The sequence below is a fragment of the Streptomyces venezuelae genome, from assembly GCF_008642315.1.
Taxonomy (GTDB): Bacteria; Actinomycetota; Actinomycetes; order Streptomycetales; family Streptomycetaceae; genus Streptomyces; species Streptomyces venezuelae_D.
Genome location: NZ_CP029192.1, coordinates 1,372,377 through 1,398,024 on the forward strand (window position 1 = coordinate 1,372,377; position 25,648 = coordinate 1,398,024).

Genomic DNA, 25,648 nt, shown 5'->3' on the forward strand with positions numbered 1-25,648 from the left:
CTGACAACCATGACCAAGGCTCTCGAAGGCATTCGCGTCCTCGACATGACGCATGTCCAGTCCGGCCCCTCCGCCACCCAGCTCCTCGCCTGGCTCGGCGCGGACGTGGTGAAGCTTGAGGCCCCTTCCGGGGACATCACACGCAAACAGCTGCGTGACCTGCCCGACGTCGACTCGCTGTACTTCACGATGCTCAACTGCAACAAGAGGAGCATCACCCTCAACACCAAGACCGAGCGGGGCAAGGAGCTCCTCACGGAGCTGATACGCCGGTCCGACGTGATGGTGGAGAACTTCGGCCCCGGTGCGGTGGATCGCATGGGCTTCACCTGGGACCGCATCCAGGAGATCAACCCGCGCATCGTGTACGCCTCGATCAAAGGCTTCGGAGAGGGCCCGTACACCAACTTCAAGGCCTACGAAGTGGTCGCCCAGGCCATGGGCGGCTCCATGTCGACCACGGGCTTCGAGGACGGCCCACCGCTCGCCACGGGCGCCCAGATCGGCGACTCCGGAACCGGCATCCACGCCGTCGCGGCGATTCTCGCCGCCCTCTTCCAGAGGGAGAACACCGGCCGCGGTCAGCGCGTGAACGTGGCGATGCAGCACGCCGTGCTGAACCTGTGCCGGGTCAAGCTGCGCGATCAGCAGCGGCTCGCGCACGGGCCGCTCGCGGAGTACCCGAACAAGGACTTCGGGGACGAGGTCCCGCGCTCCGGGAACGCCTCCGGCGGCGGGCAGCCCGGGTGGGCCGTCAAGTGTGCCCCCGGCGGTCCGAACGACTACGTGTACGTCATCGTGCAGCCCGTGGGCTGGCCGCCGCTCACCGAGCTCATCGGCCGGCCGGAGCTGGCGCAGGACCCCGACTGGGCCACTCCGGAAGCACGCCTTCCCAAGCTCGGCAAGATGTTCCAGCTCATCGAGGAGTGGTCCTCGACGCTGCCCAAGTGGGACGTACTGGAGCGGCTGAACGCGCACAACATTCCCTGCGGTCCGATCCTCTCCACGAGGGAGATCATCGAGGACGCCTCACTGACCGCCAACGAGATGGTCGTCGAGGTCCCGCACCCCGAACGCGGCACCTTCACCACGGTCGGCTCTCCCCTGAAGCTCTCCGACTCCCCCGTCGAGGTGCGCAGCTCGCCCCTGCTCGGCGAACACAACGCAGAGGTCTACGTCGGCGAGCTCGGTCTCGGCGACGAGGAGCTACGTCTGCTCAAGTCGAACGGAGTGATCTGAGTGATGGCCGAGGACCGCCTGCTGAAGGTGCGCTCGCTCCTCGACGAGGTGCGCGCCGAAGGGCGTACGTCGCTGACCGCCCCCGAGGGCAAAGTGATCGCGGACGCCTACGGGATCGCCGTGCCGGGCGAGGAACTGGCGGCCGACGTCGAACGGGCCGTGGCGTGTGCCGCCCGCTTCGACGGCCCCGTCGTCATGAAGATCGTCTCCCCCGACATCTCGCACAAGACCGACGCGGGCGGCGTGAAGGTCGGCGTGGAGGGCGCCGCCGACGTGCGGGCCGCCTTCCGTCAGATCGTCGGGAACGCCCGTGCGTACGCCCTTCAGGCCCGCATCGACGGTGTTCTGGTGCAGGAGCTGCTGCCAGGCGATCCAGCGTCCCAGGAGGTCATCGTGGGTGCGGTGACCGACCCGACGTTCGGGAAGGTCGTCGCCTTCGGGCTCGGCGGCGTGCTCGTGGAGGTACTCAAGGACGTCACCTTCCGTCTGGCGCCCGTCGACGCCGACGAAGCGGCCTCCATGCTCGACTCGATCCGCGCGGCGGACGTACTGCGCGGAGTGCGCGGCGCGCCACCGGTGGACCGGCGGGCCGTCGCGGAACAGATCAGCCGAGTGTCCCAGCTGGTCACCGACTTCCCGGAGATCGCCGAGGTCGACCTCAACCCGGTCATCGCCACACCGCACGGCGCGGTCGCGGCGGACATCCGGATCATCCTCTCCGAAGGGGCCCCAAAAGCACGGCGCACCTACACGCGCGCGGAGATGCTCACCTCCATGCACAGGCTCATGCGGCCGCGCTCCGTCGCGGTCATCGGTGCCTCCAACGAGCCGGGCAAGATCGGTAATTCGGTGATGCGCAACCTCATCGACGGCGGCTTCTCCGGAGAGATCCACCCGGTGAACCCCAGAGCCGATGACATCTTGGGCCGCAAGGCGTACAAGAGTGTCACCGACGTTCCCGGCGAGGTGGATGTGGCGGTCTTCGCGATCCCCGCCAAGTTCGTCGCGTCGGCACTGGAGGAGGTCGGCCGCAAGGGCGTGCCCAACGCGGTGCTGATCCCCTCCGGCTTCGCCGAGACAGGTGAGCACGCACTTCAGGACGAGATCGTGGCCATGGGCGAGAGGCACGGTGTACGGCTTCTCGGCCCCAACATCTACGGCTACTACTCGACGTGGCAGGACCTGTGCGCGACGTTCTGCACGCCGTACGACGTGAAGGGCCCGGTGGCCCTGACGAGTCAGTCGGGCGGCATCGGCATGGCGATCCTCGGCTTCGCGCGCTCCACGAAGACTGGTGTTTCGGCGATCGTGGGGCTCGGCAACAAGTCCGACCTGGACGAGGACGACCTCCTGACGTGGTTCGGCGAGGACCCCCACACGGAGTGCATCGCCATGCACCTGGAGGACCTCAAGGACGGCCGCGCCTTCGTGGAGGCGGCGCGGGCGACCGTACCGAAGAAGCCGGTCGTGGTCCTCAAGGCCGGACGAACGGCGGCGGGCGCGAAAGCCGCCGGGTCGCACACGGGCGCGCTGGCCGGCGATGACGCCGTGTACGACGACATCCTAAGGCAGGCGGGCGTCATCCGGGCACCTGGCCTGAACGAGATGCTCGAGTACGCGCGCGCGTTGCCGGTGCTGCCCACTCCGAAGGGCGACGACATCGTCATCATCACCGGGGCCGGCGGCTCGGGCGTGCTGCTGTCCGACGCGGTGACCGACAACGGCCTGCGGCTGATGGACATCCCCGACGACTTGGACGCGGCCTTCAAGGCGTTCATCCCGCCCTTCGGAGCCGCGGGGAACCCCGTGGACATCACGGGCGGCGAGCCGCCCTCCACGTACGAGGCGACGATCAGGCTCGGCCTGGAGGACCCGCGCATCCACGCCCTCGTGCTCGGCTACTGGCACACCATCGTGACCCCTCCCATGGTCTTCGCCGAACTCACGGCCCGCGCGGTCGCGGAGTTCCGCGCGCGCGGCGTCGAGAAGCCCGTGGTGGCGTCGCTGGCGGGCGATGTCGAGGTGGAGGAGGCCTGCCAGTACCTCTTCGAACGGGGCGTCGTGGCGTACCCCTACACGACCGAGAAGCCGGTCGCCGCGCTCGGCGCGAAGTACCGGTGGGCGCGTGCGGCCGGGTTGTTGGGGGGTGGCCGATGAGGTGAACGGTTCGGGGCCGGCCGACGGTGCGCGCCGGCCGGCCCCGGGACCCGTGCGCACACGGAAGGGATGGGACAGGGGGCGCTGGCCAGGATCTTTCCGACGCAAGGGGTGCTGAGCGAGATGACGACAACGGACATACCAACTGCCGTCCCCTACCGGGAAGTGAGGGACGCCAACGGCCGGATGTACCGCGTCGGCGAGACCGACGTCGACATCATGGGCCGCAAGCGCAAGTGGATGGTCATCCTGCCGTGGGTGGGCATGATGGGCATCAGCTCGGCCGAGTACGCGTTCGCGTCCGCCGAGGACACCCTGCACACCGCGCACCAGTGGAGCAGTCTGCACATCTTCTGGATGCTCGGCGTCTGGGTCTTCTTCCAGGCCGCGGTGGCCTTTCCCGCGGGCAAGCTGCGGGAGAGCGGGAAACTCCCGGCACGCTGGGCGATGATGCTCGGCGCACTCGGCACACTTCTCGGTTATCTGTCGCTGGCTTTCGCACCGCACGTGGTCGTCGCCTACATCGGTTTCAGCATGTTCAGCGGCATGGGCGCGGGAATGGTCTACGCGACGTGCGTGAACATGGTCGGCAAGTGGTATCCGGAACGGAAGGGCGGAAAGACCGGCTTCGTCAACGGCGGGTTCGCCTACGGATCGGTTCCGTTCGTCTTTCTCTTCACGGGCTATATGGACATGTCGAACTTCCGCTGGGTGCTGGTCTCGGCGGGCGTTCTCCTCGCCGCGACGGTCGCTTGTGCGGGCTACTTCTTCCAGGACCCGCCGAAGAACTGGTGGCCCGCCGACGTGGATCCGCTGCACCCGCCGGACGACCCGCGGGCCCGGCGCGCCCTGCGCATGAACCCGCCCGCGGTGCGGCAGTACACGCCCAGGGAGGCGTGGCAGACGGGCCGGGTGGCCCTGATGTGGTTCTGCCTGCTGTGCACGTCGGGCGTGAACATTTTCGGCATCGCGTTCCAGGTCGACATCGGGGAGGAAGCCGGATTCGCCGGGGGAATCGTCGCCACGGCGATGTCGCTGAAAGCCGTCGTCAATGGAACGGGCCGCGGTGTCATCGGCTGGCTCTCGGACCGCTACGGACGCAAACGCTGCCTGATCTTCGTCTGCATCGTCCTCAGTCTGGCGCAGTACGGCATCCTGTGGTCCGCGGAGATCAAGAACCTGCCGCTCTTCCTGATCTTCTCCAGCATCTCCGGATTCGGCGGCGGTGCCATCTTCCCGATGTTCGCGGCCATGACGGCGGACTACTTCGGCGAGAACAACAACGCGTCCAACTACGGCCTGGTCTACAGCTCCAAGCTCGTTTCCGGGCTCCTGGGCTCCGGCATGGGAGCCGTGGTGGTGAGCCATTGGGGTCACACCGGCGCCTTCACTCTGGCGGGCTCGATATCCCTGTTCGCCGGATTCATCGCTCTCTTCCTGTCGCAACCCGGCAGGCCGAAAGCCAAGAACATCAGCCCCAATCCGCAACCTCTCGGTGAGGAGATGGCCTGACATGACGGCGGAGCCCATCGCCGGATCGCACGCGTCGGACGACCGCGACGCGCCCTACGGAGAACAGCCCTACAGAGAGATCAAGGACGCGCGCGGGCGCGTCTACCGCATCGGCGAGAGCGACCGGGACATCCTTGGCCGGCCGCGCTGGACGATGGTGGCCCTGCCCTGGGCGGCCATGCTCGCCATCAGTGTCTTCGAGTACGCCTTCGGGGCGGCCGAGGACACCCTGTCCGCCGCGCACCACTGGACGTCGTCAAACACATTCTGGGTGCTCAGCGTCTGGATCTTCTTCCAGGCCGGGGTGTCCTTCCCGGCGGGCAAGCTGCGGGAGAAGGGCATCCTGACCAGCAGGGCCGCGATGCTGACGGGCTCCGTCCTGTCGCTGCTCGGCTTCGTCAGCCTCAGCCACGCCCCGAACGTGGCAACGGCGATGGCCGGCTTCGGTCTGCTCGGCGGTGTCGGTTCGGGACTGATCTACTCGACCTGCGTCAACATGGTCGGCAAGTGGTATCCGGAGCGACGCGGCGGCAAGACGGGCTTCGTGAACGGAGCGTTCGCCTACGGAGCGGTGCCTTTCATCTTCCTGTTCTCGTACGGCTTCGACACGTCCAACTACCGCACGGTGCTGGACCTCGTCGGCTTCTACGTACTCGCCGTGACGCTGGTGGCAGGCCTGTTCTTCAAGGACCCGCCGAAGAACTGGTGGCCGGCCGAGGTGGACCCGCTGCGGCGCGGCGGCGATCCGCGCACTGCGGTGGCCCTGGCCAAGAACCCTCCCGCGGCACGGCAGTTCACCCCTGGAGAGGCACTGCGCACGGGAGTGATCCCCCTGATGTGGGTGTGCATGCTCTGCTGCGCCGGGGTGTCGATCTTCGGGATCTCGTTCCAGGTCCCCTTCGCGAAGGAGATGGGTTTCGGTCCGCTCATCGCGGCTTCGTCGATGGGTGTCATGTCGGTGATCAACGGCACGGGCCGGGGTGTGGTCGGCTGGCTCTCCGACCGTCTGGGCAGGCAGCGGACCCTGACCTACGTCTGTCTGGTGCTCGCGGTGGCACAGTTCGGCGTGCTGTGGGCCGGTGAGATCCGCGACCAGCCGCTGTTCCTCGTCTTCGCCTTCCTCTCCGGCTTCGCGGGGGGCGCGTTCTATCCCCTGTTCGCGGCCCTGGTGCCGGACTACTTCGGGGAGAACAACAACGCGTCCAACTACGGCATGGTGTACAGCGCGAAGCTCGTCTCCGGGCTGTTCGGCGGCGGCGTGGGCGCGATGGTCGTGGACTCCTGGGGGTACATCGGCGCGTACGTGACGGCCGGAGTGGTGTCGCTGATCGCGGCCGCCCTCTCCTTGCTGTTGCGCCAGCCGGAAGCGCCACGCGCGCGTGAAGTGCTGGTCTAGCTGTCCCGGCACCCATGGATGGGGCCCTCCCGCCTGTGGCGGGAGGGCCCCATCCATGGGCATGCGGTCAGTCGCCGCAGCGGCCGCGCAGGGAATGCAGGTGCTCGCTGGACTTGCGGGCGAAGGCGTAGGACTCGACCGGGTTGTCGTGCTCGGTCTGCCAGTGGTGGTAGCGCTTGCCCTGGTGGGTGCGGGACGTCACCTTCGACAGGAACTTCTTGTAGTCGATGTCGCCGTCTCCGACATCCGTCATGCGGTAGCCGTCACGCGTGGTCTCGTCACGGATGCCGTCCTTGACGTGGAACAGCGGATAACGATGGGGCTGCTTCAGCACGTAGTCGAGCGGGTGGAAGGGGGCCGGGGTGCCGTCGACGCGCTCCCCGAAGCGGAACTGGGCGCTGAACGCCCAGTAGATGTCCATCTCCAGATACACGAAGTCGGGGTCGGTCTCCGCGAGGAGCACGTCGTAGAGCCGGACCTTCGGCTTGTCGGTGGCGAAGGAGAACTCCTCGGCGTGGTTGTGCTGGTAGAACTTCATGCCGCGCTTGCGGGCCGCTTCGCCGTACGTGTTGAAGTCCTCCGCCGCACGCTTCCAGGCGTCGACGGTGGTGCCGTAGCGGAAGGGGCCCGAGGCGGTGCCGATGTGCTTGAGGCCGAGGGCCTCGGCGTCGTCGAGGACCTTGGTGAGGTTCTGCGCGAACGTGTACGCGTTGGGGTTGTTGTCGTCGTAGTAGCCGACGTGGGACCCGATGGGGTTCAGGCCGTGATCGCGGGCCAACCTCTTGAGCTGGGCCAGGGTGATGGCGCCCGCGGCGCCCTGGGTGTATCCGGCGAATTCGATCTCGTCGTATCCGTACTTCTCCAACTCCGCGAAGACGGGCGCGAATCCGACAGAGGAAACCTTGTCACGCAGGCTGTAGAGCTGGATGCCGAGCCGGCCGGGCGGCAGGACGGGACGCCCGCGGCCCTTGCCCGCGGCCGCGGAGTCGGCGGGGGCCGCCGCGGCGGTGGGGGCGGCCGCCCCGACGAGCGCCGCGGCGGTGGCTCCCGCGGCCACACCGAGCATGCCGCGTCGGCTGAGTCTCTGCGCGAGTTCGGGGTCGGTGGTGGTCGGCTTGCGGCTCATGCGGTTCTCCTCGGTGGCCTCAGGGGCGTGTCAGGGATGGGTTCGAAGAACGGATCAGGGATCGCTGAGGGTCGGGCCCTGATGGCAGGGTCCGAGCTGTCTGGTTCAGTGGAGATCAAGCAGATTCAGCGACGCGGGCCGGTGGACATCACCGCAGACCCGCGAGGTCGAGCAGGAGCGATTTCACATCGGTGGCCGCGACGCGGCCGCTGACGGCGCGGGGGGTGGAGCACAGAATGAGCGGACTTTCGTCCTCGCTCGTGGGGAGGCGGCCATGGCTGCCGCGAATAGGTGACGGGTCCAGGGGCACGACCGCCATGCGGTAGCGCATGCCGAGCTTCTTGCGGGCCACCGCGCCCGCGGCCTTGAGGCGGACGTACGGGTCCTTGGGGTCCATGAAGAGCTCGACGGGGTCGTAGCCGGGTTTGCGGTGGATCTCGACGAGCTGCGCGAAGTCGGGCGCGCGGGCGTCGTCGAGCCAGTAGTAGTACGTGAACCAGGCGTCCGGCTCCGCGACGGCGACGAGTTCACCGGAGCGCGGATGATCCAGGTGGTGGTCCTTCTTGCCCTCGTCGTCGAGGAGTTGCTCGATGCCGGGGACGCCTTCCAGGGCCGCCCGGGTGGCGTCGAGGTCTTCCGGACGGCGGACGTAGACGTGGGCGATCTGGTGGTCGGCGACGGCGAAGGCCCGGGAGGCCATCGGGTCGAGGTACTCCATGCCGTCCTGGGTGTGCACTTCGAGCAGACCCGCGCGGCGCAGCACCCGGTTGATGTCGACGGGGCGGTTCACCCGGGTGATGCCGTACTCGGACAGCGCGACGACGGTCCTGCCCTCCGCCTTCGCGTCGTCCAGGAGTGGCGCCATGGTCGCATCGAGCTCGGCTGCGGCGCGGAAGGAACGTGGATCGTCGGGGCCGAAGCGCTGCAGGTCGTAGTCGAGGTGAGGGAGGTAGCACAGGGCGAGGTCGGGGTGACGGGTGTCGATGATGTGCCGGGTGGCGTCCACGATCCAGTGGCTGGACACGATGTCGGCGCCGGGCCCCCAGAAGTGGAAGAGGGGGAACGTGCCGAGTTTGTCGGTGAGTTCGTCGTGGAGGGCCGGGGGCCGGGTGTAGCAGTCGGGTTCTTTGCGGCCGTCGGCGTAGTAGACGGGGCGGGGGGTGATGGTGAATTCGGTGTCGGCGCCCATGGCGTACCACCAGCAGATGTTGGCGACGGTGTAGCCGGGGTGCGCGCGGCGGGCGGCGTCCCACAGTTTGTCGCCGGCCACGAGGCCGTTGTGCTGACGCCACAGGAGTACGTCGCCGAGCTCGCGGAAGTACCAGCCGTTCCCGACGATGCCGTGCTCGGCCGGGGTGGTGCCGGTGAGGAAGGTCGACTGGGCGGCGCAGGTGACGGCGGGCAGCACGGTGCCGAGCGGTGCTCTGGACCCGGACTGGCCGAGCGCTTTGAGGCGCGGCATGTGGTCGAGGAGGCGCGGGGTGAGGCCGACGACGTCAAGAACCAGCAAGGGGGTCGGGGTCATGGGAGTTCCTTGAGGCCGAGGTCGGTCAGGAGGTCGCGGGCGAGGGAGAGCTCTGCGGCGATGCCTTCGGCGAGCTGGGGGCGGCCGCGGGGGCGCAGTGCGGACGGGAGGGCCTGCCAGGTGTAGGTCTCGACCTCCAGATGGCGGGTGAGGGGGACGGGCCCGCCGACGAGTCGGGTCAGGACGTCCTGAAGGACGGGGAGCGTGGAGGTGAGGGGCGCGGCGGGGGCCGCGTGGAGGGGGACGTGGAAGTGGGCGCGCCAGGGTGCTGTGTCGGGCAGCACGTCGGTGGCGAGGGCTTCGCCCAGGTCGTCGGTGCCGCGCAGGCCGGCGCCGGTCAGGGTCCGGGTCTGGTGGAGGAAGCGGGGTTCGTCGAAGGCGGCGAGGGCTTCGCGTACGGCGGGGAGGTGAGGGTGTTCGGCGTGCAGTGCGGCGGACAGCTGCGATTTGACGACAGGGACGCCTGCGGCGGTGAGGGCGTCGAGGGCGGTCCGGGGATCTTCGAAGGAGGTGGCGAGGTGACAGGTGTCGACACAGACGCCGATGCGGTCGTGGCCGACCGCGGTGAGCGGGGCGATGGCGTCGGCGGTCGTCTCGACGGTGCAGCCGGGCTCTGGTTCGAGGCCGATGCGGATGGAGCGGCCGGTCAGCTCGGTGAGGGCGTCGAGGCGCTGGGCGAGCACGGTGAGGGCCGTGCGGGCGGCCTCGGCGTGCTGGGGGTCGAAGGGGGTGCGCCAAGCGAGCGGAAGGGTGGAGATGGTGCCTTCGGTGACGTCGTCGGGCAGGAGGGCGGCGAGCAGCCTGGCCAGTTCGGTGGTGTGGCTGAGGCGTTCCGGGTCGGTCCAGTCCGGCTTGTACACACGGTATTTGACCTGCTCCGCGCCGAACCCCTCATAGGGGAAGCCGTTAAGGGTGACGACTTCGAGTCCGCGCCGGTCGAGTTCGGTGCGCAGGCCGCGCAGGGCCGCGGGGTCGGTGACGAGGGCGCGGGCGGCGTCCTTGGCGAGCCACAGGCCGATGCCGATGCGATCCCTGCCGAGCTTCTTGCGCACGGGCTCGCAGTGGTCGCGGAGCTGGGCGAGCACACCGTCGAGGGTTTCGGCCGGATGGACGTTGGTGCAGTAGGCGAGGTGGACGGTGGAGCCGTCGGGGTGCCGGAAGCGCATGGGTCACGCCCCGCCGCGCAGGATGGAGTTGCCTTCGTGGGTGGCGGTGTCCGGTTCGCGCACGTCGAGCTGGAGCCGGCCGCTGAGTCCGTAGAACTCCACGGGGTTGCGCCACAGCACGAGGTCGACGTCGTCCTCGTCGTACCCGGTGGCCAGCATGGCGTCGGCGACCTTGCGGGTCTTGAGGGGGTCGCTCTTTCCCCAGTCGGCGGCGGAGTTGACGAGCACCCGGTCGGGGCCGAAGTCGCGCAGGATCGCGACCATCCGCTGCTCGTCCATCTTGGTGTCGGGATAGACGGAGAAGCCCAGCCAGCAGCCGCTGTCCTTGGCTTCCTTGACGGTGGTCTCGTTGAGGTGGTCGATCAGGACGCGGTCGAGGGGCAGGGCGGACTCGCTGATCACGTCGATGGTGCGGCGCAGACCCGCGAGCTTGTCGCGGTGCGGGGTGTGCACGAGAGCGGGCAGCTCGTGGTCGGCGGCGAGCTGCAGCTGGGCGGCGAGCGCGGTGTCCTCGGCCGGCGTCATGGAGTCGTAGCCGATCTCTCCGACGGCGACGACGTTGTCCTTGACGAGATAGCGGGGCAGTTCGTCGAGGACGGGCGTGCAGCGGGGGTCGTTCGCCTCCTTCGGGTTAAGGGCGATCGTGCAGTGGTGGGCGATGCCGTATTGGGCCGCGCGGAAGGGTTCCCACCCGAGAAGGGAGTCGAAGTAGTCGAAGAAGGAGGCGGGCGACGTGCGTGGCTGGCCGAGCCAGAACGCGGGTTCCACGACGGCGCGGACGCCGGCGGCATACATCGCCTGGTAGTCGTCGGTGGTGCGGGACGTCATGTGGATGTGGGGGTCGAAGATGCGCATCAGGACTCCTGCTCCTCGCCGGTGAGGGGGCCCGTGGGGGCCGAGGGGGACTCGAGGACGGTCAGCTCCATGGCTCGGTGCAGGTCGCCGGGGACAGGGCGGCCGGCCGCGGACCGCTCCGTGGCGTAGTCGCCGAGCATCCGGGCGAGTTCCGCGTCTGAGTGGGCACGCCTCGGCAGGTCGGCGACGGCGTCCAGCGGGACACCGGTGAACAGGCACTTGAGGACGGCGTGCCGCCAGTCGTGCGGAGGCAGGTGTGCGGCGGCGTAGGGGCCGACGGCCGCGGCGACGAGGCTCGTGTCGTTGGTGCGCAGGGCGTCCTCGACCAGGGGCAGCGCGTCGGGGCCCGGCACCAGGTGGGGCAGTGACCGCAGGACGGCCCGGCGTTCGGCTGCGGTGCCCTGGGCGTAGAGGCGGGCGAGGGTGACCGGGGTGGCGTTCGCGGCTTGCAGGAGCAGGATGCGGGCGGCGTCGGCGTGGTCGGGACCGCAGCGGCGTCCGGCCTCGGCGAACCGAAGCTCCCACATGGGGGTGGGTCCCGGCCCCTCCCGTTCGGGTCGCTCTCCGTGGGCGGCGGCTTCGGCGGTGGCCTGGTCGAGCCAGGCGCGGGCGGCTCCGCCGAGGTCGTTCTCGAGGTGGGCGCGGAGGGCGGTGATCTCGGAGGCGTCGGTCATGGGGTACCTCCTTCGGCGGGGGTGGCGGCGAGGACGGGGGCCGGAACGGCGGCTTCCGCGCGGCGCAGGAAGTCGATGGAGCGGGCGGCGAGGTCGGGGCCCGCGTGGGAGTGGCGGGGTAGTTCGACGACGGTCAGCCCTCGGTATCCGACGCTGGCCAGCGCTTCGAGGACGGGCGGGAAGTCGATCTCTCCGTCGCCGAAGGGCAGGTGCTCGTGGACTCCGCGGCGCATGTCCTCGATCTGGACGTGCCGCAAATAGGGGGCGGCGGCACGCACGCAGTCCGCGGGAGGGAGGGGTTCGAGGCACTGGCAGTGGCCGATGTCGAGGGTGAGGCCGAGGAGTTCGGGGTCGGGGTCCCCTAGATGCCGGCGCAGGTGATGGAAGTCAGCGAGGGACGAAAGGAGGTGGCCGGGTTCGGGCTCGATCGCGAGCGGGACACCGGCGCCCGAGGCGGCGTCGAGTACGGGTTCGAGCGCGTCGGTGAGGCGCCGCCAGGCGATGTCGGCCGGGGTGTCTGCCGGGGTGATGCCGCTGAAACAGTGCACGGCGTGGGCGCCCAGGTCGACGGCGACCTGAACGGCGCGGATCAGCAGACGGCCGCGTTCGGCGCGCCGTTCCGGGTCGGGATCGAGGAGGGAGGGACCGTGCTTTTGGCGCGGGTCGAGGACGTAGCGGGCGCCGGTCTCGATGGCGACGCCCAGGCCGAGGCGGTCGAGACGGCGGGCCACATGGCGGGTGCGGGCGGCGAGATCGGGGGCGAGGGGGTCGAGGTGCATGTGATCGAGCGTCAGGCCGACACCGGCATAGCCGAGGTCGGCGAGGAGACCGAGGGCGTCGTCGAGACGCAGGTCGGTCAGCCCGTTGGTCCCATAGCCGAAGCGGAGCCCGGTGCCGTGGCTGTCTTGGCTGTCATGGCTGTCGTGGCCATCGTGACCACTCTGGCTCGCGTCGTGCGGGTGGCGCTTCCGTGGGACTGGTCCGCTCATGTGACGCTCACCTTTCGTGCGAACCGTCGGGCCGCGGGGGCGAGCGCTGCGGTCAGGAGGGCTGTGACGGGGGCGCCGGTACGGGCGGCCAGGGCGGCCTGGAGCGGGATCATGGCGCGGATGCCGCCGCCGACGGCGCGCTGGGTGAGGGGAGGCGACGGGTTGAGGGCGGCGTGGAAGAGGGGTCTGGCGGCGGTTCCGGCGTAGGCGAGGGCGAGGGCGCCACGTAGGGCCCGGTGGGCGGTGTCGGGAGTCGCGGTCCGGGGGGCCGGGCCTCTCTCGGGAGTCGCGGTCCGGAGGGCGGGGCCGCTCTCGGGAGCGAGTCCACTGGCACTCCCCCTTGAGGCGCTCCCCGTCGAGGCGCTTCCCCTTGAGGCGCTTCCCCTTGAGGCACTTCCCCTTGAGGCGCTTTCCCCCGGGGCGCTCCGGCCTCGTCGCCGCCATCCGAACCCGCCGTCGTCCACGTCTCCGTCCCCGCCCACCGAGGGGCGGCGTGTGGTGCCGGCGCCGACCAGGCGGGTCAGGGCGGCCGTCGTCGCCAGTGCGGCCAAGGGCGCGGTCGAGGAGCCGCCCTGCGCTTCGCGGCGGGAGACGACGGTGACGGCCAGGGTGTGGGCGGCGAGGGCCGCCGCCGAGGGGGCGGCCGCGGTGGCCCGGGACCGCGGATCGTGATCGTGGTCGGGGCCTGCCGTGGCGGTCGCGCCGAGGAGCAGGTCGAGGCCGCGTGCGGTGGCCATGGCTGCCGGACCGGCGGGGGTGTGCTTCAGGGCGAGGTCGTACGCCCACACCGTCCCGGCCAGCGCGCCCGCGACGGCGAGGGACGGGCGGCCCGCGCGGGAGGCGAGGGCGAGGCCCGCGGCGGTGAGGGCGGTGGCCGCGGTGAGGGCCGCGGGTGGGGCGATGCGGCCGGAGGGCAGGGGGCGCTCGGGGCGTTCGACGGCGTCTTCGGCGCGGTCGGCCCAGTCGTTGAGGGCCATGCCGGCCTCGTACAGGCAGAGGGAGGAACCGATGGCGAGGAGGGTGCGATGGTTGGGACGCAGGCCGGTCGCCGCCGCTCCGGCGAGGGCGTCGCCGGGGACGGTGAACAGGGCGGGGAGGCGCAGGAGTTCGGCCCAGGCGCGTCGCGTGGCCACGGCGCTCATGAGGCCTCACCGGACGGCGATCCGTCGGCGGGACCGCGATCGGCCCGTCCGGAAACGCGACCAGTGGCTTCGACGAAAACCCCTCGGTCCCTTGGGACGCCTCGGTCCCTTGGGACGCCTCGGTCCCCCAGGTCCCCCGGGTCCCCCAGGGCCCCTCCGGTTTCTCCCAGCTGCGCCGCGAAGTCCATGAGTGCGGCGTACTGCTCGCCCAGGGCCGCCGGGGCGTCGGCGTCCGGATCCTTGAAGTAGAAGGCGAGGGCGGGCAGGGGGCCGGAGAGGCCGCGTTCGTGGGCGCGGGAGGTCAGGCGGGCGAGGTCCAGGATCAAGGGGGCCGCGAGTGCCGAGTCGCAGCCCTGCCAGGTGGTCTGGAGGACCATGCGTGTGCCGAGGAAGCCGTCGAAGGCGATGTGGTCCCAGGCCGTCTTCCAGTCACCGAGGGAGGGGACGTCGTCGATGTGGACCTCGCCCTCGGGGGCGGAGCCCAGCGTGTCGGCGAGGACGCGTTCCTTGCCCGCGTTCTTCGCCGCGGCGGCCGCGGGGTCGGCCAGGGCGGCGCCGTCACCGCCACCGAGGAGGTTCGTGCCGGACCAGGCGCGTACGGCGAGGGCGCGTTGCGCGAACATCGGGCCGAGTACGGAGCGGAGCAGGGTCTGGCCGGTCTTGCCGTCGCGGCCCGCGTAGGGGAGGCCGGAGGTGCGTGCCGCGTCGGCGAGACGCGGGTGGTGCAGGCCCGTGGAGGGGGTGAAGTTGACGTAGGGGCAGTCGGCGCGCAGGGCGGCGGCCGCGTAGAGGGAGCTGGCGGGGAGCCGTTCGGCGTCGTCGGCGGGGAGGGGTTCGGTCGAGGCGACGTTCACCACCACGGCACGGGCCAGGCCCCGGCGACGTACGAAGTCGCGGATGTCGGCGGCGAAGGCCTCGATCAGTTGCTCGTCGGTGCGGGTGTCGCCCGGTTGGGGGCCGCCGGGACGTATCTCGGCGTCTGCCGCCGCGAGTTCGGCGTGCACCGCGGAGGGGAGGCCGTGCGGCAGGACGCCGCCCGCGGCGAGTTCCTCGGCGCGTTTGGGCAGGGGGCAGCTGGTGGTGTCGTGGCCGCCGAAGACGAGTGACGACAACGTTGGCAGGCCGCGGTCCATGAAGGGCGCGGTTTCGGTCACCATGCCGGTGGGGGCGTGGAGGCCGGCGGTCATCGCCGCGCAGCCCGCGACGGCCGTGGTCGCGACCGAGCCGCGTGCCCCGATCAGCCATACGCCGACGGGACCGAGGGGCGGCGTCCCGAGGGGAGGAGTGGAGGGCGTAGATGGTGAGGTCGCGGATGTGGACACGGCTGCCTCCTGCATGACTCAAGAGCTCGGGACACGGTTCGGGAGCTCGCTGAACGTGAGTGCGGTGCAAGACGGCGGGCGGAGGTCCGGCGTCCTCCGCCCGCCGCCGTCTAGCGACCCGCGCCCGAACCGGTCGTCGGGGCGGGTGGGTCGGAGTGGTGTGCCGTCACATCACTCATCGGCACAGCCTTCCCCGGGCGGACCTTCCCCAGGCCGTCCAGGCCGTCCTGTCCTGAATGTGCTGTCCCCGCGTGGTCCTTGCCCGGTCGGCCCGGCCGAGTCGGCCGGCCCTTGGCGGGCAGGTCCTTCAGCCGGATGTTCCGGAAGGTGACCTCGTCGGCGTCGCCGTGGTTCTGGATGCCGATGTGGCCTTGGCGCAGGCTGCGCGCCGGGTCCGTGTTGGTGAAGTCGTTGACCTTGACTCCGTTGAGGTAGACGCGAAGGCGTTCGCCCTCGACGCGAATCTCGTACGTGTTCCACTGCCCCGGCGGGTTCAGCGCCTGGTCGCGCTTCTTCAGGTCGGCGGAGCGGAAGCCGTAGACGGAGCCCGTGGTCTTCTCGGGGACGTCCGTGGCGTCGATCTGGATCTCGTAACCGTTGTTCACGGCCGACCAGGGGTCGTCGGAGGGCGGGAAGCCCACGAAGATCCCCGAGTTGTCGTCGCCCCGCATCCGCCAGTCGAGCTTGAGGGAGTAGGAGCCGAGTTCGCGCCGGTCGTACCAGAGCATGCCCATGCCGCCGACGGTCTTGAGCGTTCCGTCGCCCTCGTTGAGCTGGAGCGAGCCGGGGCCCGCCTGTTTCCAGCCCTGCAGCGAGGAGGCGGTGCCGTCGAAGATCGGGGTGTAGCCCTTCTCCGGTCGGCAGTCGGCCTGGGCCGCGCCGACGGCCCAGCGGATGCCGCCGAGCAGGTGCTGCCGGAAGGCGGGTTCGGCGTAGGACTCCTTGGTGTGGCCGCCGCCGGTGTAGAAGGAGCGGCCGCCCTCGTAGTTCTGGCACCAGGCGATGGGGTGGTCGCCGGACATCGTGCCGCCCGTGTACGACGACTCGTCGAGGGTGGCGAGTACGCGGGCCCGGTCGCGGGGGTTGACGCGGTAGTTGTACCACTCGTCGGTGCGGTCCCAGCTGCCTGTGCCGAGGTGGGCGGTGGCCGGGTGCGCGTGGTCCTCGACGTGCACCTTCGCGGGCTGAATCGCGGGGTGGGACTGGAAGTAGGCGCCCGCGAGCCCGCCGTAGAAGGGCCAGTCGTACTCGGTGTCGGCCGCGGCGTGCACGCCGACGTAGGCGCCGCCGCCGCGGATGTACTGCTCGAACGCCGTCTGCTGGGCGGCGTTCAGGACGTCACCGGTCGTCGAGAGCCAGACCACGGCGTCGTACTGGGCCAGGTTGGCGGCGGTGAAGGCCCCCGCGTCCTCGGTCGCGTCGACGGCGAAGCCGTTCGCGGCGCCGAGTTCCTTGACGGTGGCGACGCCGGTGGGGATCGAGTCGTGGCGGAAGCCGGCGGTCTTGGAGAAAACCAGGACCTTCTCCCCCGCCTTCTTCGACGGCTCGGGCTCGGAGGCCGCGGGACCCGACACACAGCCGATGAGCAGGGCGGCTGCGGCGGTCGCGGTGGCCAGCCGTACGGATGAGCGCATGTGCTGACCCCTCTCAGCTCGTCGAGGAGCGCGTCGTGGAGCTCGTCGTGAACGTGAAGTCGTCCACGTCGTACAGCGCTCCCGAACCCTTGCCCTTGAAGACCAGGTAGAGCGTCGTGGTCTTCGTGGGCGGCTTGCTGATGGCCGTGCTGACGTCGGCGTACGTCTCCCAGCCACCCGTCGGCGCCACCTTCACGGTGCCGAGGAGCCTGCCGCCGGCGGATCCGCTGCGCACCTCGAGCGTGCCCCCGGATCCGGCCGACGCGACGCGCGCGGTCAGCTTGGTGGCGTTGCCGAGGATGTACGGCTTGAAGGAGACCCAGTCGCCGTTGTGGATGTCGCCGACGGTCTTGCCGCCGTGCGCGGGGGTGTGGTTGACGACGGAGACGCCCTTGGAGTCGTTGAAGTGCTCGCCCTGACGGTGCTTCGGCTGGACGACGTTCTGGTCGTGGGTGGTCAGCGCGGGCTGGCCGTTGGCGCCCTTGTCGGTGTACTCGGCGTCGAACACCCCGAAGATGTTGGCGTTCGGGTCGTGCTCACCGTCGGCGGAGGTCTGGATGGTTCCCTCGCAGCCGTTGGCCGAGGTGACGGGATGGCCGTGGCTGTCGTGGCCGAGGATGTGCGTGACCTTGACCTTGGTGCAGTCGATCGGGCCGTCCTCCGGGTCGGTCACCTTCACCTTGAAGGGCACCTTGTCGCCGAAGGTGAACATCTGACCGTCGCCGGGGAGTTCCAGGGTCACCTTGGGCGCGGTGTTGCCGACGGTGATGTGCGCGCTGGCCGACCCGGTGCGTCCGGTGGAGTCCTTCACGGTCACGGTGGCCGTGTAGACGCCGTTCTTCTTGTACGTGTACGTGGGGTTCTGCTGCGTGGACTTGCCGCCGTCGCCGAAGTCCCAGGCGTAGGTGAGCGTCCCGCCGTCGGCGTCCGTGGCCTTGGCGGTGAACTTGGTGCGCAGGGGCGCCTGCCCGCTCGTCCTGGAGGCGGTGGCCTCGGCGACCGGGGAGTGTCCGTCGGTGGCGTTCTCGATGCGGTAGAGGCCCGAGTTCTCGTCGCCGCCGAACCAGGCGGTGCCGTAGTCGAGGACGTAGAGGGCGCCGTCGGGGCCGAACTCCATGTCCATGACCTGGGTGCCGGTCCACGGGAACGGGTTGATCTTCGAGACCGTGCCGTCCGCACCCTGCTCGATGCGCTTGATCCAGCGGCGGCCGAACTCGCCGGCGAAGAAGTCGCCGTCATACGCCTCGGGGAACTTCACCGGGGAGGTGTTCGCCGCGTCGTAGCGGTAGACGGGTCCGCCCATCGGGGACTCGGAGCCGCTGCCGAACTCGGGCACGGAGCCGCCGTCGTACGGAATCCAGGCTTCCTGCGCGGGCGGCAGGTCGGTCAGGCCGGTGTTGTGCGGCGAATCGTTCTTGGGTGCCTTGCAGTCGAAGGCGGAGCCGGAGGTGCCGGTCGCGAAGTCGTAGTCGACGTAGGCGTCGTTCTTGCCGGTGCAGAACGGCCAGCCGAAGTTGCCGGCCTCGGTGACCCTGGCGAACTCGACCTGTCCCGCGGGGCCGCGCTTGGGGTCGGCCGCGCCGGCGTCGGGCCCGTAGTCACCGACGTAGACGATGCCCGTCGGTTTGTCGACGCTCATGCGGAAGGGGTTGCGGAATCCCATCGCGTAGATCTCGGGGCGGGTCTTCTCGGTGCCCTTGGCGAAGAGGTTGCCGTCCGGGACGGTGTACGAGCCGTCGTCGGCGACCTTGACGCGCAGGATCTTGCCGCGCAGGTCGTTAGTGTTGCCCGCGCTGCGCCGCGCGTCGAAGGCGGGGTTGCGGTTCGCTCGCTCGTCGATGGGCGTGAAGCCGTCCGAGGCGAAGGGGTTCGAGTCGTCGCCGGTCGACAGGTAGAGGTTGCCCTCCTTGTCGAAGTCGATGTCACCGCCGACGTGGCAGCAGGTGCCGCGGCTCGCGGGGACGTCGAGGACCTTCTTCTCGCTGGCGTTGTCGAGGGTGCCGTCCGCCTTCAGGACGAAGCGGGAGAGGCGGTTCACGCCGTCGAACTTCTTGAAGTCCTCGGCCGTGCCGTTCTCCGGGGCGTCACCCGCGGGGGTGTCGAGCGGCGGCGCGTAGTAGAGGTAGATCGCCCGGTTGTCCTTGAACTTCGGGTCGATGCCGACGCCCTGGAGGCCCTCTTCGTCGTGCGTGTAGACCGGGATCTTCCCGGCGATCCTGGTGTTGCCCGCCGCGTCCGTGAGGCGGAGCGTGCCGTCGCGTGAGGTGTGCAGGACCGAGCGGTCGGGGAGCACGGCCAGCGTCATCGGCTCGCCCGTCTCCGGGGCGCCCTTGGCGAGGGTGACCTGCTGGAAGTCCTCGGCGACAGGAGCGGCGGGGGCTGCGGGGGCTGCCTTCGCGGGCGGGTCGGCGGGGACGGCACCGGCGTTCGGCACGGCGAGGGTCAGGGTGGCACCGGTGAGTACCGTGCCGGTGAGCAGGGCGAGGGTGCTGCGGAGTCTCGGGCGTTTCCTGTGCACGGGGGTTCCTCCGGATGGGGGGACGGTCGTACGGGGTGTGTGCGCCGTGCGCCGGGGTGCGCCGTCACCCCGGACCATTCATGTCCTGAACACCTCAAGGACGGTAGCCACGTTTGTCCCGGGCGGAAAGCCCTTGTGCACGACGGAAGTTGAACTTTTTCCTGTCAATGGACAAACGTGGCACGGGGCCGGATGGGCTCTACTGCTCAGTACGGATCATTCGGCCCGGTCCGGGCCGCCGAACGCCGCGTCGAAGGACGCGCTCGGAGCCTCGAAATCGAACGCCTTCAGTCGCGTCAGCGCCTCCGGCGCGCCTTGCAGGCGGTCCATGCCCGCGTCCTCCCACTCGACGGAGATGGGTCCGTCGTACGCGATGGAACGCAGCATCCGGAAGACGTCCTCCCAGGGGACTTCCCCATGGCCCGCCGACACGAAGTCCCAGCCGCGGCGCGGGTCGCCCCACGGGAGGTGCGAGCCGAGGCGGCCGTTGCGACCGTCCAGGCGGCGCCGGGCCTCCTTGCAGTCGACGTGGTAGATGCGGTCGCGGAAGTCGTAGAGGAAGCCGACCGGGTCGAGGTCCTGCCACACGAAGTGCGACGGGTCGAAGTTCAGCCCGAAGGCGGGGCGGTGGCCGACGGCGTCCAGGGCCTTGTGCGTGGTCCAGTAGTCGTACGCGATCTCCGAGGGGTGCACCTCGTGGGCGAACCGGACGCCCTCCGCGTCGAAGACGTCGAGGATCGGGTTCCAGCGCTCGGCGAAGTCCTCGTACCCCCGCTCGATCATCGACTCGGGAGCCGGCGGGAACATCGCGACCAGATGCCAGATCGAGGACCCCGTGAAGCCGACGACCGTGTCGACCCCGAAGGCGGCGGCCGCCCGCGCGGTGTCCTTGATCTCGGCGGCGGCACGCTGCCGCACGCCCTCCCCCTCGCCGTCGCCCCAGATGCGGGCGGGCAGGATCGCCTGGTGCCGCTCGTCGATGATCGCGTCGCAGACGGCCTGGCCGACCAGGTGGTTGGAGATCGCCCAGCACTTGAGTCCGTACTTGTCGAGCAGCGCGTGCCGCCCGTCCAGGTACGTCGGGTCGGCGAGCGCCTTGTCGACCTCGAAGTGATCGCCCCAACAGGCGAGTTCGAGGCCGTCGTAACCGAAGTCGCGGGCGAGGGAGCAGACCTCTTCGAGCGGAAGGTCGGCCCACTGGCCGGTGAAGAGCGTGAACTGCCGTGGCATGACCAGGCCTCCTCGGAGGGGGACGAGACGAACTTCGGGCGGGAACGGGTGTGCATTCAGGCGGGAACGGGCGGGACCTCAGCCGAGGACGGGCGTGTACACGGAGTTCTTCGCCGCGCTCTCCTCCACCGCGGCGAGCACCCGCTGCACGGAGAGACCGTCGGCGAAGGACGGTTCGGGCCGTGCCCCGGTCGCGATGGCGTGCAGCAGGTCGCGGGCCTGGTGCACGAAGGTGTGCTCGTAGCCGAGACCGTGGCCCGGCGGCCACCAGGCCTCCACGTACGGGTGGTCGGGCTCCGTCACCAGGATGCGGCGGAAGCCGGACGACGCGGCGGGCTCGGTGTGGTCGTGGAAGGAGAGCTCGTTCAGACGCTCCAGGTCGAACGCCAACGACCCTTCAGAGCCGTTGAGTTCGAGTCTCAGCGCGTTCTTGCGGCCAGCGGCGAAGCGGGTCGCCTCGAAGGAGGCGAGGGCGCCGGACGGGAACCGTGCCGTGAAGACGGCCGCGTCGTCGACGGTGACCGTCCCGAGCCTGCTGCCACCCTCCGCGGTGAGACCACTCGGCGCGCCTTCCAGCAGCGGCCGTTCGCGGACGAACGTCTCCGTGAGCGCCGACACTCCGGCCACCGGCTCCCCCACCAGGTACTGCGCGAGGTCCACGATGTGCGCGCCGAGGTCGCCGAGCGCCCCGGACCCCGCCCGGTCCTTGCGCAGCCGCCACGTGAGCGGGAACGAAGCGTCGACGAGCCAGTCCTGAAGGTACGTCAGCCGTACGTGGCGCAGCGCCCCGAGCCGCCCCTCGGCGACCATCCGCCGGGCGAGCGCGAGCGCGGGCACCCGGCGGTAGTTGAAGCCGACCATGGCCACCTGGCCGCGTGCGCGGGCCCGCTCGGCGGCCTCGGCCATCGCCTCGGCCTCCTCGACGGTGTTGGCGAGTGGCTTCTCGCACAGCACGTGCTTGCCCGCCTCCAGAGCGGCGAGGGCGATCTCCGCATGGCTGTCGCCGGGCGTGCAGATGTCGACGAGGTCGACGTCGTCCCGGGCGATCAGGGCGCGCCAGTCGGTCTCGGCGGCGGCCCAGCCGAGCCGGTCGGCGGCGGCGCGCACGGCGCCGCCGTCGCGGCCGCAGACGGCCGAGAGCACCGGCCGCACCGGCAGGTCGAAGACGCGCCCCACGGTGCGCCAGCCCTGCGAGTGGGCGGCGCCCATGAAGGCGTAGCCGACCATGCCCACGCCCAGGGGGCGCTTCCCGGTGGACCCGGAATCGGCACCGGACCCGGAATCGGCACCGGCCTCGGTTTCCGTCTCACGCATGCGGTAATCCTCCTCGTCGACGCTCGGTGGGGGGTGCGGGCGTGCGCATCACTTGAAACCGGTGGACATGTACTGGCCGACGTTCTCCTTGTCGACCACGGCCGAGTAGCAGGTCACGAAGGAGGGGATCTCGAACTCCGCCATGCCGTTGACGCCCTTGCCCTGGCCGAGGGCGCGCGCGAGGTCGATCGCGGAGGCTGCCATCGTCGGCGGGTAGAGGACGGTGGCCTTCAGGACGCTGTTGTCCGCCTCGATGGCCTGCATGGCGGAGAGCGCGCCCGCGCCGCCGACCATCAGGAAGTCGTCGCGGCCCGCCTGCTTGATGGCACGCAGGGCGCCCACGCCCTGGTCGTCGTCGTGGTTCCACAGGGCGTCGAAGTTCTTCTGCGCCTGCAGGAGTTGGGACATCTTTGACTGTCCGGACTCGACTGTGAAGTCGGCCGCCTGCCGGGCGACCTTCTTGATGTTCGGGTAGTTCTTCAGTGCGTCGTCGAAGCCCTTGGAGCGCTGCTTGGTGAGCTCCAGGTTGTCGAGTCCCGCGAGTTCCACGACGCGTGCGTTCTTCTTGTCCTTGAGCTTCTCGCCGATGTAGTGCCCGGCGCTCAGGCCCATGCCGTAGTTGTCGCCGCCGATCCAGCAGCGGTAGGCCTGCGGGGACGCGAAGACGCGGTCGAGGTTGACGACGGGGATGCCGGCCTTCATGGCCTTCAGGCCGACCTGGGTGAGCGCCTTGCCGTCGGCGGGCAGCACGACGAGGACGTCGACCTTCTTGTTGATCAGCGTCTCGACCTGGCCGATCTGCGCGGCGGTGTCGTTGGAGCCCTCGGTGGCCTCCAGAGTGACGTCCGAGTACTTCTCGGCGCGCTTCTTGGCGTTGTCGTTGATGGCGTTGAGCCAGCCGTGGTCGGCCTGGGGGCCGGCGAAGCCGATGGTGACCTTCTTGCCCGGCTTGTCGTCGGCGACCTGCTGCGACTTGTCGTCGGAGTCGTCGTCCTTGGACTCGTTGCTGGTGCAGCCCGTGATGAGGGCTCCGGTGGACAGCGCGGCGGCTCCGAAGAGGAGTCCTCTGCGGCTCGTGTGGGATGGCATGGGTGAGCCTCTCGGGTCAGGAAGTGGTGGCCGAACGTCGTTGGACGAGCACCGCGGCGACGATGATCGCGCCCTTGGCGATCTGCTGGGTCGCGGTCTCCAGGTTGTTGAGCGCGAAGATGTTCTGGATCGTGGTGAAGATCAGCACGCCGAGCACGGAGCCGGTGATGGTGCCGCGGCCGCCGCTGAGCAGGGTGCCGCCGATGATCACCGCCGCGATCGCGTCGAGTTCGTACAGGTTGCCGTTGGTGTTCTGGCCGGAGCCGGAGAGGATGATCAGCAGGAAGGCCGCGATGCCGCAGCACAGCCCCGAAAGCAGGTACAGGTAGAGCCGCTGCCTGCGGACGTCGATGCCGGCGAGCCGGGCCGCTTCCGCGTTGCCGCCGACGGCGACCGAGCGGCGGCCGAAGGTGGTGCGGTTCAGGATCAGCCAGCCGACGACGGTGACGGCGGCGAAGACCAGGACCAGCGGCGGAATGCCGAGGATGTACGAGTCGCGCTCACCGAGCTTCAACACCCCGTCGACCGTGACCATTTGGGTCTTGCCGTCGGTGATCTGCAGGGCCAGACCGCGGCCCGCCGCCAGCATGGCGAGGGTGGCGATGAACGGCACGATCGCGCCGTACGCGATGAGCACGCCGTTCACCAGGCCGCACCCCATGCCGACGATGACGGCGGTGAAGAGGATGCCGGCGAAACCGAAATCCTGGGTCGCGACCGTCGTCGCCCACACCGAGGCGAGCGCGACGATCGCGCCGACCGACAGGTCGATGCCGCCGGAGATGATCACGAACGTCATGCCGACGGTGACCACGCCGATGACGGAGGCCTGGGTGAGGATCAGCTGGACGTTGTCGGAGTCCAGGAACGAGTCGGGCTGAGTGATGCCGCCGATCACGATCAGCGCGGCGAGCACGCCGAGCAGGGAGAGCGTCCGCACGTCGGCGCGGGCCACGGCGGCGCGCCACGGGCTGCCGCCGTCTGCGGGGGTGCTCTTGTGGGTGGCGGCCTCGGCCGCCGGGGCTGGCTGGGTCATGCCGCCGGGCTCCCTTCAAGGACGAGGTCGAGTACGCGGTGTTCATCGAGTTCACGGGCGGGCGCGGCATGGACGACGCGGCCTTCGCGCAGCACCAGGACGCGGTCGGCGAGGCCGAGCACTTCGGGTACTTCGCTGGATACGAGGAGTACGGCGAGGCCTTCGTCGGCGAGACGGCGGATCACCGCGTACAGCTCGGCGCGGGCGCCGACGTCGACACCCCGGGTCGGCTCGTCGAGCAGCAGGACCCGGCAGCCGCGCAGCAGCCAGCGGGCCAGCACGGCCTTCTGCTGGTTGCCGCCGGAGAGAGTGCGCACGGGGACCGAGGGATCGTCGGGCCGCAGCGAGAGTTCGCGGGTCGCCGCGCGTGCGGCGGCGCGTTCGGCGCCCCGGTCGACCCAACCACCGCGCGAGAAACGGGACATGGAGGTGACCGAGACGTTGCGGGTGACGGACTCCAGCATGAGGAGGGCCTGCGCCTTGCGTTCCTCGGGGGCGAGCCCGAGCCCCGCACGGACGGCGGCACGGACGCTGCCGGAGCGCAACGGCTGTCCGTTCACGGCCACTTGCCCGGAGCCGGGCTTTCGGGCGCCGTAGATCGTCTCCAGGATCTCGGAGCGTCCCGAGCCGACGAGTCCGGCGAGGCCCACGATCTCGCCCGGCCGCAGATCGAGGTCGAAGGGTTCGAACTCGCCGTGGCGGGAGAGGCCGCGCACGGTCAACACCGGTTCGGCGGTGGGAGGTTCCGTGGGCCGGTCCGGGAAGACGTACTCGACGTTGCGGCCGGTCATCAGCGCCACGACGTCCTTGGTCGGCGTGGACTCGGCGGGCAGTCCGCCCGCGACGGCCCGCCCGTCCTTGAGGACGGTGACGCGGTCGCCGATGCGGCGGATCTCCTCGAGCCGGTGGGAGATGTAGACGACGGCGACTCCGTCCGCCGTCAGGTCGCCGACGATGCGGAACAGGTTGTCGACCTCGTCGGGGTCCAGGGCGGCGGACGGCTCGTCCATGACGATGAGGCGCACCTCGTGCGAGAGCGCGCGGGCCATCGACACGATCTGCTGCTGGGCGGCGGAGAGGTCGCCGACGAGCCGCCCCGGATCGATCTCGCTGTGCCCGAGTCGCTTGAGCAGTGCGGCAGTTGAGGCTTTCGCCTCGCGGCCGCGCACCACGAATCCGGCGGCGGTCGGTTCGTGTCCGAGGTGGACGTTCTCAGCCACGGACAGCCCTTCCACCAGGTCGAGTTCCTGGTAGATGGTGGCGATGCCGAGCCGCATGGCGGCGATCGGGGAGCGGAGCGTGGTGCGCTCACCGCGCCAGGTGATCTCTCCGCCGTCGGGCTGGTGGGCGCCGGCGAGGACCTTGATGAGGGTGGACTTCCCGGCGCCGTTCTGGCCGAGGAGACAGTGCACTTCCCCGGCCTGGACCTGGAGGTCGACGCCGTCGAGGGCACGGACTCCGGGGAACGACTTGGTGATGCCGGACATGGTGAGCAGTGGTGGTTCTTGTGCCATGACGGTTCCCCTCGGCGGCGATCGCAGCAGGGCAGGGCGGATTCAGGGCAGGGCGGAGTTGCCTGGGTGGCGGCACCGGCGCAGGGCGGAGCAGAGCGCGGTGCCGGGTGAGGTGAGGCGGTGTTCCTCACGTGCCGGGTTACGTGCCGGGTGTTCCTCACGTGCCGGTCGGGCCGACCGGCACGTGGACGGTGCTCGGGGTGAGGCCGG

At 70.1% G+C, this 25,648-nt stretch carries 19 protein-coding genes; 4 read left to right on the plus strand and 15 right to left on the minus strand.

The annotated features are described in order from the left end of the window. Positions 1-9: 9 nt before the first annotated feature. From frc to DEJ48_RS05655, 4 genes are all read left to right on the plus strand, one after another. Positions 10-1,239 carry a formyl-CoA transferase gene (frc, locus tag DEJ48_RS05640; protein WP_150215009.1) on the plus strand — a complete coding sequence of 410 codons (1,230 nt, stop codon included), beginning with the start codon at positions 10-12 and terminating at the stop codon, positions 1,237-1,239. A 3-nt stretch (positions 1,240-1,242) separates the two neighbouring features. Further along, a complete protein-coding gene (locus DEJ48_RS05645; RefSeq protein ID WP_150215011.1) occupies positions 1,243-3,396 on the plus strand; it encodes an acetate--CoA ligase family protein in 2,154 nt (717 codons plus the stop codon). 123 nt (positions 3,397-3,519) lie between these two features. Next, a complete protein-coding gene (locus DEJ48_RS05650) occupies positions 3,520-4,908 on the plus strand; it encodes an OFA family MFS transporter (RefSeq protein WP_190537226.1) in 1,389 nt (462 codons plus the stop codon). 1 nt (position 4,909) lies between these two features. Continuing rightward, a complete protein-coding gene (locus tag DEJ48_RS05655; RefSeq protein WP_150215015.1) occupies positions 4,910-6,304 on the plus strand; it encodes an OFA family MFS transporter in 1,395 nt (464 codons plus the stop codon). 67 nt (positions 6,305-6,371) lie between these two features. Here the strand turns inward: DEJ48_RS05655 and DEJ48_RS05660 are convergent, their stop codons facing one another. The 15 genes from DEJ48_RS05660 to DEJ48_RS05730 form a co-directional block, all read right to left on the minus strand. Beyond that, positions 6,372-7,430: a sugar phosphate isomerase/epimerase family protein gene (locus tag DEJ48_RS05660; RefSeq protein WP_150215017.1), complete on the minus strand. Its 1,059-nt coding sequence runs from the start codon at positions 7,428-7,430 to the stop codon at positions 6,372-6,374. Positions 7,431-7,578: 148 nt separating this feature from the next. Then, positions 7,579-8,955, minus strand: a complete 1,377-nt coding sequence (locus DEJ48_RS05665; protein WP_150215018.1) for a nucleotide pyrophosphatase/phosphodiesterase family protein — start codon at positions 8,953-8,955, stop codon at positions 7,579-7,581. Beyond that, a complete protein-coding gene (gene eboE, locus DEJ48_RS05670) occupies positions 8,952-10,121 on the minus strand; it encodes a metabolite traffic protein EboE (protein WP_150215020.1) in 1,170 nt (389 codons plus the stop codon). The genes DEJ48_RS05665 and eboE overlap by 4 nt, the downstream gene beginning before the upstream one ends. 3 nt (positions 10,122-10,124) lie before the next feature. Continuing rightward, entirely contained in the window at positions 10,125-10,976 is an 852-nt protein-coding gene (locus tag DEJ48_RS05675; RefSeq protein ID WP_150215022.1) for a TatD family hydrolase, read from the minus strand. Next, positions 10,976-11,650 (minus strand): EboA domain-containing protein, encoded by a 675-nt coding sequence (locus DEJ48_RS05680; RefSeq protein WP_150215024.1) that lies wholly within the window; start codon positions 11,648-11,650, stop codon positions 10,976-10,978. The genes DEJ48_RS05675 and DEJ48_RS05680 overlap by 1 nt, the downstream gene beginning before the upstream one ends. Beyond that, a complete protein-coding gene (locus DEJ48_RS05685) occupies positions 11,647-12,639 on the minus strand; it encodes a sugar phosphate isomerase/epimerase family protein (protein WP_150215026.1) in 993 nt (330 codons plus the stop codon). The genes DEJ48_RS05680 and DEJ48_RS05685 overlap by 4 nt, the downstream gene beginning before the upstream one ends. Next, the gene (locus DEJ48_RS05690) at positions 12,636-13,781 is read right to left on the minus strand and encodes an SCO3242 family prenyltransferase (RefSeq protein ID WP_150215028.1); all 1,146 of its coding nucleotides are present in this window, start codon (positions 13,779-13,781) and stop codon (positions 12,636-12,638) included. The genes DEJ48_RS05685 and DEJ48_RS05690 overlap by 4 nt, the downstream gene beginning before the upstream one ends. Then, on the minus strand, positions 13,778-15,118 hold the full coding sequence (locus DEJ48_RS05695) for an inositol-3-phosphate synthase (RefSeq protein ID WP_150215030.1): 1,341 nt from the start codon (positions 15,116-15,118) through the stop codon (positions 13,778-13,780). The genes DEJ48_RS05690 and DEJ48_RS05695 overlap by 4 nt, the downstream gene beginning before the upstream one ends. Positions 15,119-15,213: 95 nt before the next feature. Further along, entirely contained in the window at positions 15,214-16,737 is a 1,524-nt protein-coding gene (locus DEJ48_RS05700) for a ThuA domain-containing protein (protein WP_150215032.1), read from the minus strand. Positions 16,738-16,750: 13 nt separating this feature from the next. Further along, on the minus strand, positions 16,751-19,255 hold the full coding sequence (locus DEJ48_RS05705; RefSeq protein ID WP_223831913.1) for a PQQ-dependent sugar dehydrogenase: 2,505 nt from the start codon (positions 19,253-19,255) through the stop codon (positions 16,751-16,753). Between the two features lie 216 nt (positions 19,256-19,471). Next, entirely contained in the window at positions 19,472-20,485 is a 1,014-nt protein-coding gene (locus DEJ48_RS05710; RefSeq protein WP_150215036.1) for a sugar phosphate isomerase/epimerase family protein, read from the minus strand. A 78-nt stretch (positions 20,486-20,563) separates the two neighbouring features. Further along, positions 20,564-21,799, minus strand: a complete 1,236-nt coding sequence (locus DEJ48_RS05715; protein ID WP_150215038.1) for a Gfo/Idh/MocA family protein — start codon at positions 21,797-21,799, stop codon at positions 20,564-20,566. 48 nt (positions 21,800-21,847) lie between these two features. Then, on the minus strand, positions 21,848-22,888 hold the full coding sequence (locus DEJ48_RS05720) for a substrate-binding domain-containing protein (protein WP_150215040.1): 1,041 nt from the start codon (positions 22,886-22,888) through the stop codon (positions 21,848-21,850). A 16-nt stretch (positions 22,889-22,904) separates the two neighbouring features. Next, positions 22,905-23,924 carry an ABC transporter permease gene (locus tag DEJ48_RS05725; protein ID WP_150215042.1) on the minus strand — a complete coding sequence of 340 codons (1,020 nt, stop codon included), beginning with the start codon at positions 23,922-23,924 and terminating at the stop codon, positions 22,905-22,907. Beyond that, entirely contained in the window at positions 23,921-25,438 is a 1,518-nt protein-coding gene (locus DEJ48_RS05730) for a sugar ABC transporter ATP-binding protein (protein WP_150215044.1), read from the minus strand. The genes DEJ48_RS05725 and DEJ48_RS05730 overlap by 4 nt, the downstream gene beginning before the upstream one ends. Positions 25,439-25,648 lie beyond the last annotated feature (210 nt).

Excerpts from the sequence above, each read along its gene's own strand:
- DEJ48_RS05695 (WP_150215030.1), bottom strand. The coding sequence starts at position 15,118 with ATGCAGGAGGCAGCCGTGTCCACATCCGCGACCTCACCATCTACGCCC.
- DEJ48_RS05710 (WP_150215036.1), bottom strand. The coding sequence starts at position 20,485 with ATGCCACGGCAGTTCACGCTCTTCACCGGCCAGTGGGCCGACCTTCCG.
- DEJ48_RS05675 (WP_150215022.1), bottom strand. The coding sequence starts at position 10,976 with ATGCGCATCTTCGACCCCCACATCCACATGACGTCCCGCACCACCGAC.
- DEJ48_RS05715 (WP_150215038.1), bottom strand. The coding sequence starts at position 21,799 with ATGCGTGAGACGGAAACCGAGGCCGGTGCCGATTCCGGGTCCGGTGCC.
- DEJ48_RS05645 (WP_150215011.1), top strand. The coding sequence starts at position 1,243 with ATGGCCGAGGACCGCCTGCTGAAGGTGCGCTCGCTCCTCGACGAGGTG.
- DEJ48_RS05720 (WP_150215040.1), bottom strand. The coding sequence starts at position 22,888 with ATGCCATCCCACACGAGCCGCAGAGGACTCCTCTTCGGAGCCGCCGCG.
- DEJ48_RS05690 (WP_150215028.1), bottom strand. The coding sequence starts at position 13,781 with ATGAGCGCCGTGGCCACGCGACGCGCCTGGGCCGAACTCCTGCGCCTC.
- DEJ48_RS05685 (WP_150215026.1), bottom strand. The coding sequence starts at position 12,639 with ATGAGCGGACCAGTCCCACGGAAGCGCCACCCGCACGACGCGAGCCAG.
- DEJ48_RS05665 (WP_150215018.1), bottom strand. The coding sequence starts at position 8,955 with ATGACCCCGACCCCCTTGCTGGTTCTTGACGTCGTCGGCCTCACCCCG.
- eboE (WP_150215020.1), bottom strand. The coding sequence starts at position 10,121 with ATGCGCTTCCGGCACCCCGACGGCTCCACCGTCCACCTCGCCTACTGC.
- DEJ48_RS05655 (WP_150215015.1), top strand. The coding sequence starts at position 4,910 with ATGACGGCGGAGCCCATCGCCGGATCGCACGCGTCGGACGACCGCGAC.
- DEJ48_RS05725 (WP_150215042.1), bottom strand. The coding sequence starts at position 23,924 with ATGACCCAGCCAGCCCCGGCGGCCGAGGCCGCCACCCACAAGAGCACC.
- DEJ48_RS05680 (WP_150215024.1), bottom strand. The coding sequence starts at position 11,650 with ATGACCGACGCCTCCGAGATCACCGCCCTCCGCGCCCACCTCGAGAAC.
- DEJ48_RS05660 (WP_150215017.1), bottom strand. The coding sequence starts at position 7,430 with ATGAGCCGCAAGCCGACCACCACCGACCCCGAACTCGCGCAGAGACTC.
- frc (WP_150215009.1), top strand. The coding sequence starts at position 10 with ATGACCAAGGCTCTCGAAGGCATTCGCGTCCTCGACATGACGCATGTC.
- DEJ48_RS05730 (WP_150215044.1), bottom strand. The coding sequence starts at position 25,438 with ATGGCACAAGAACCACCACTGCTCACCATGTCCGGCATCACCAAGTCG.
- DEJ48_RS05700 (WP_150215032.1), bottom strand. The coding sequence starts at position 16,737 with ATGCGCTCATCCGTACGGCTGGCCACCGCGACCGCCGCAGCCGCCCTG.
- DEJ48_RS05650 (WP_190537226.1), top strand. The coding sequence starts at position 3,520 with ATGACGACAACGGACATACCAACTGCCGTCCCCTACCGGGAAGTGAGG.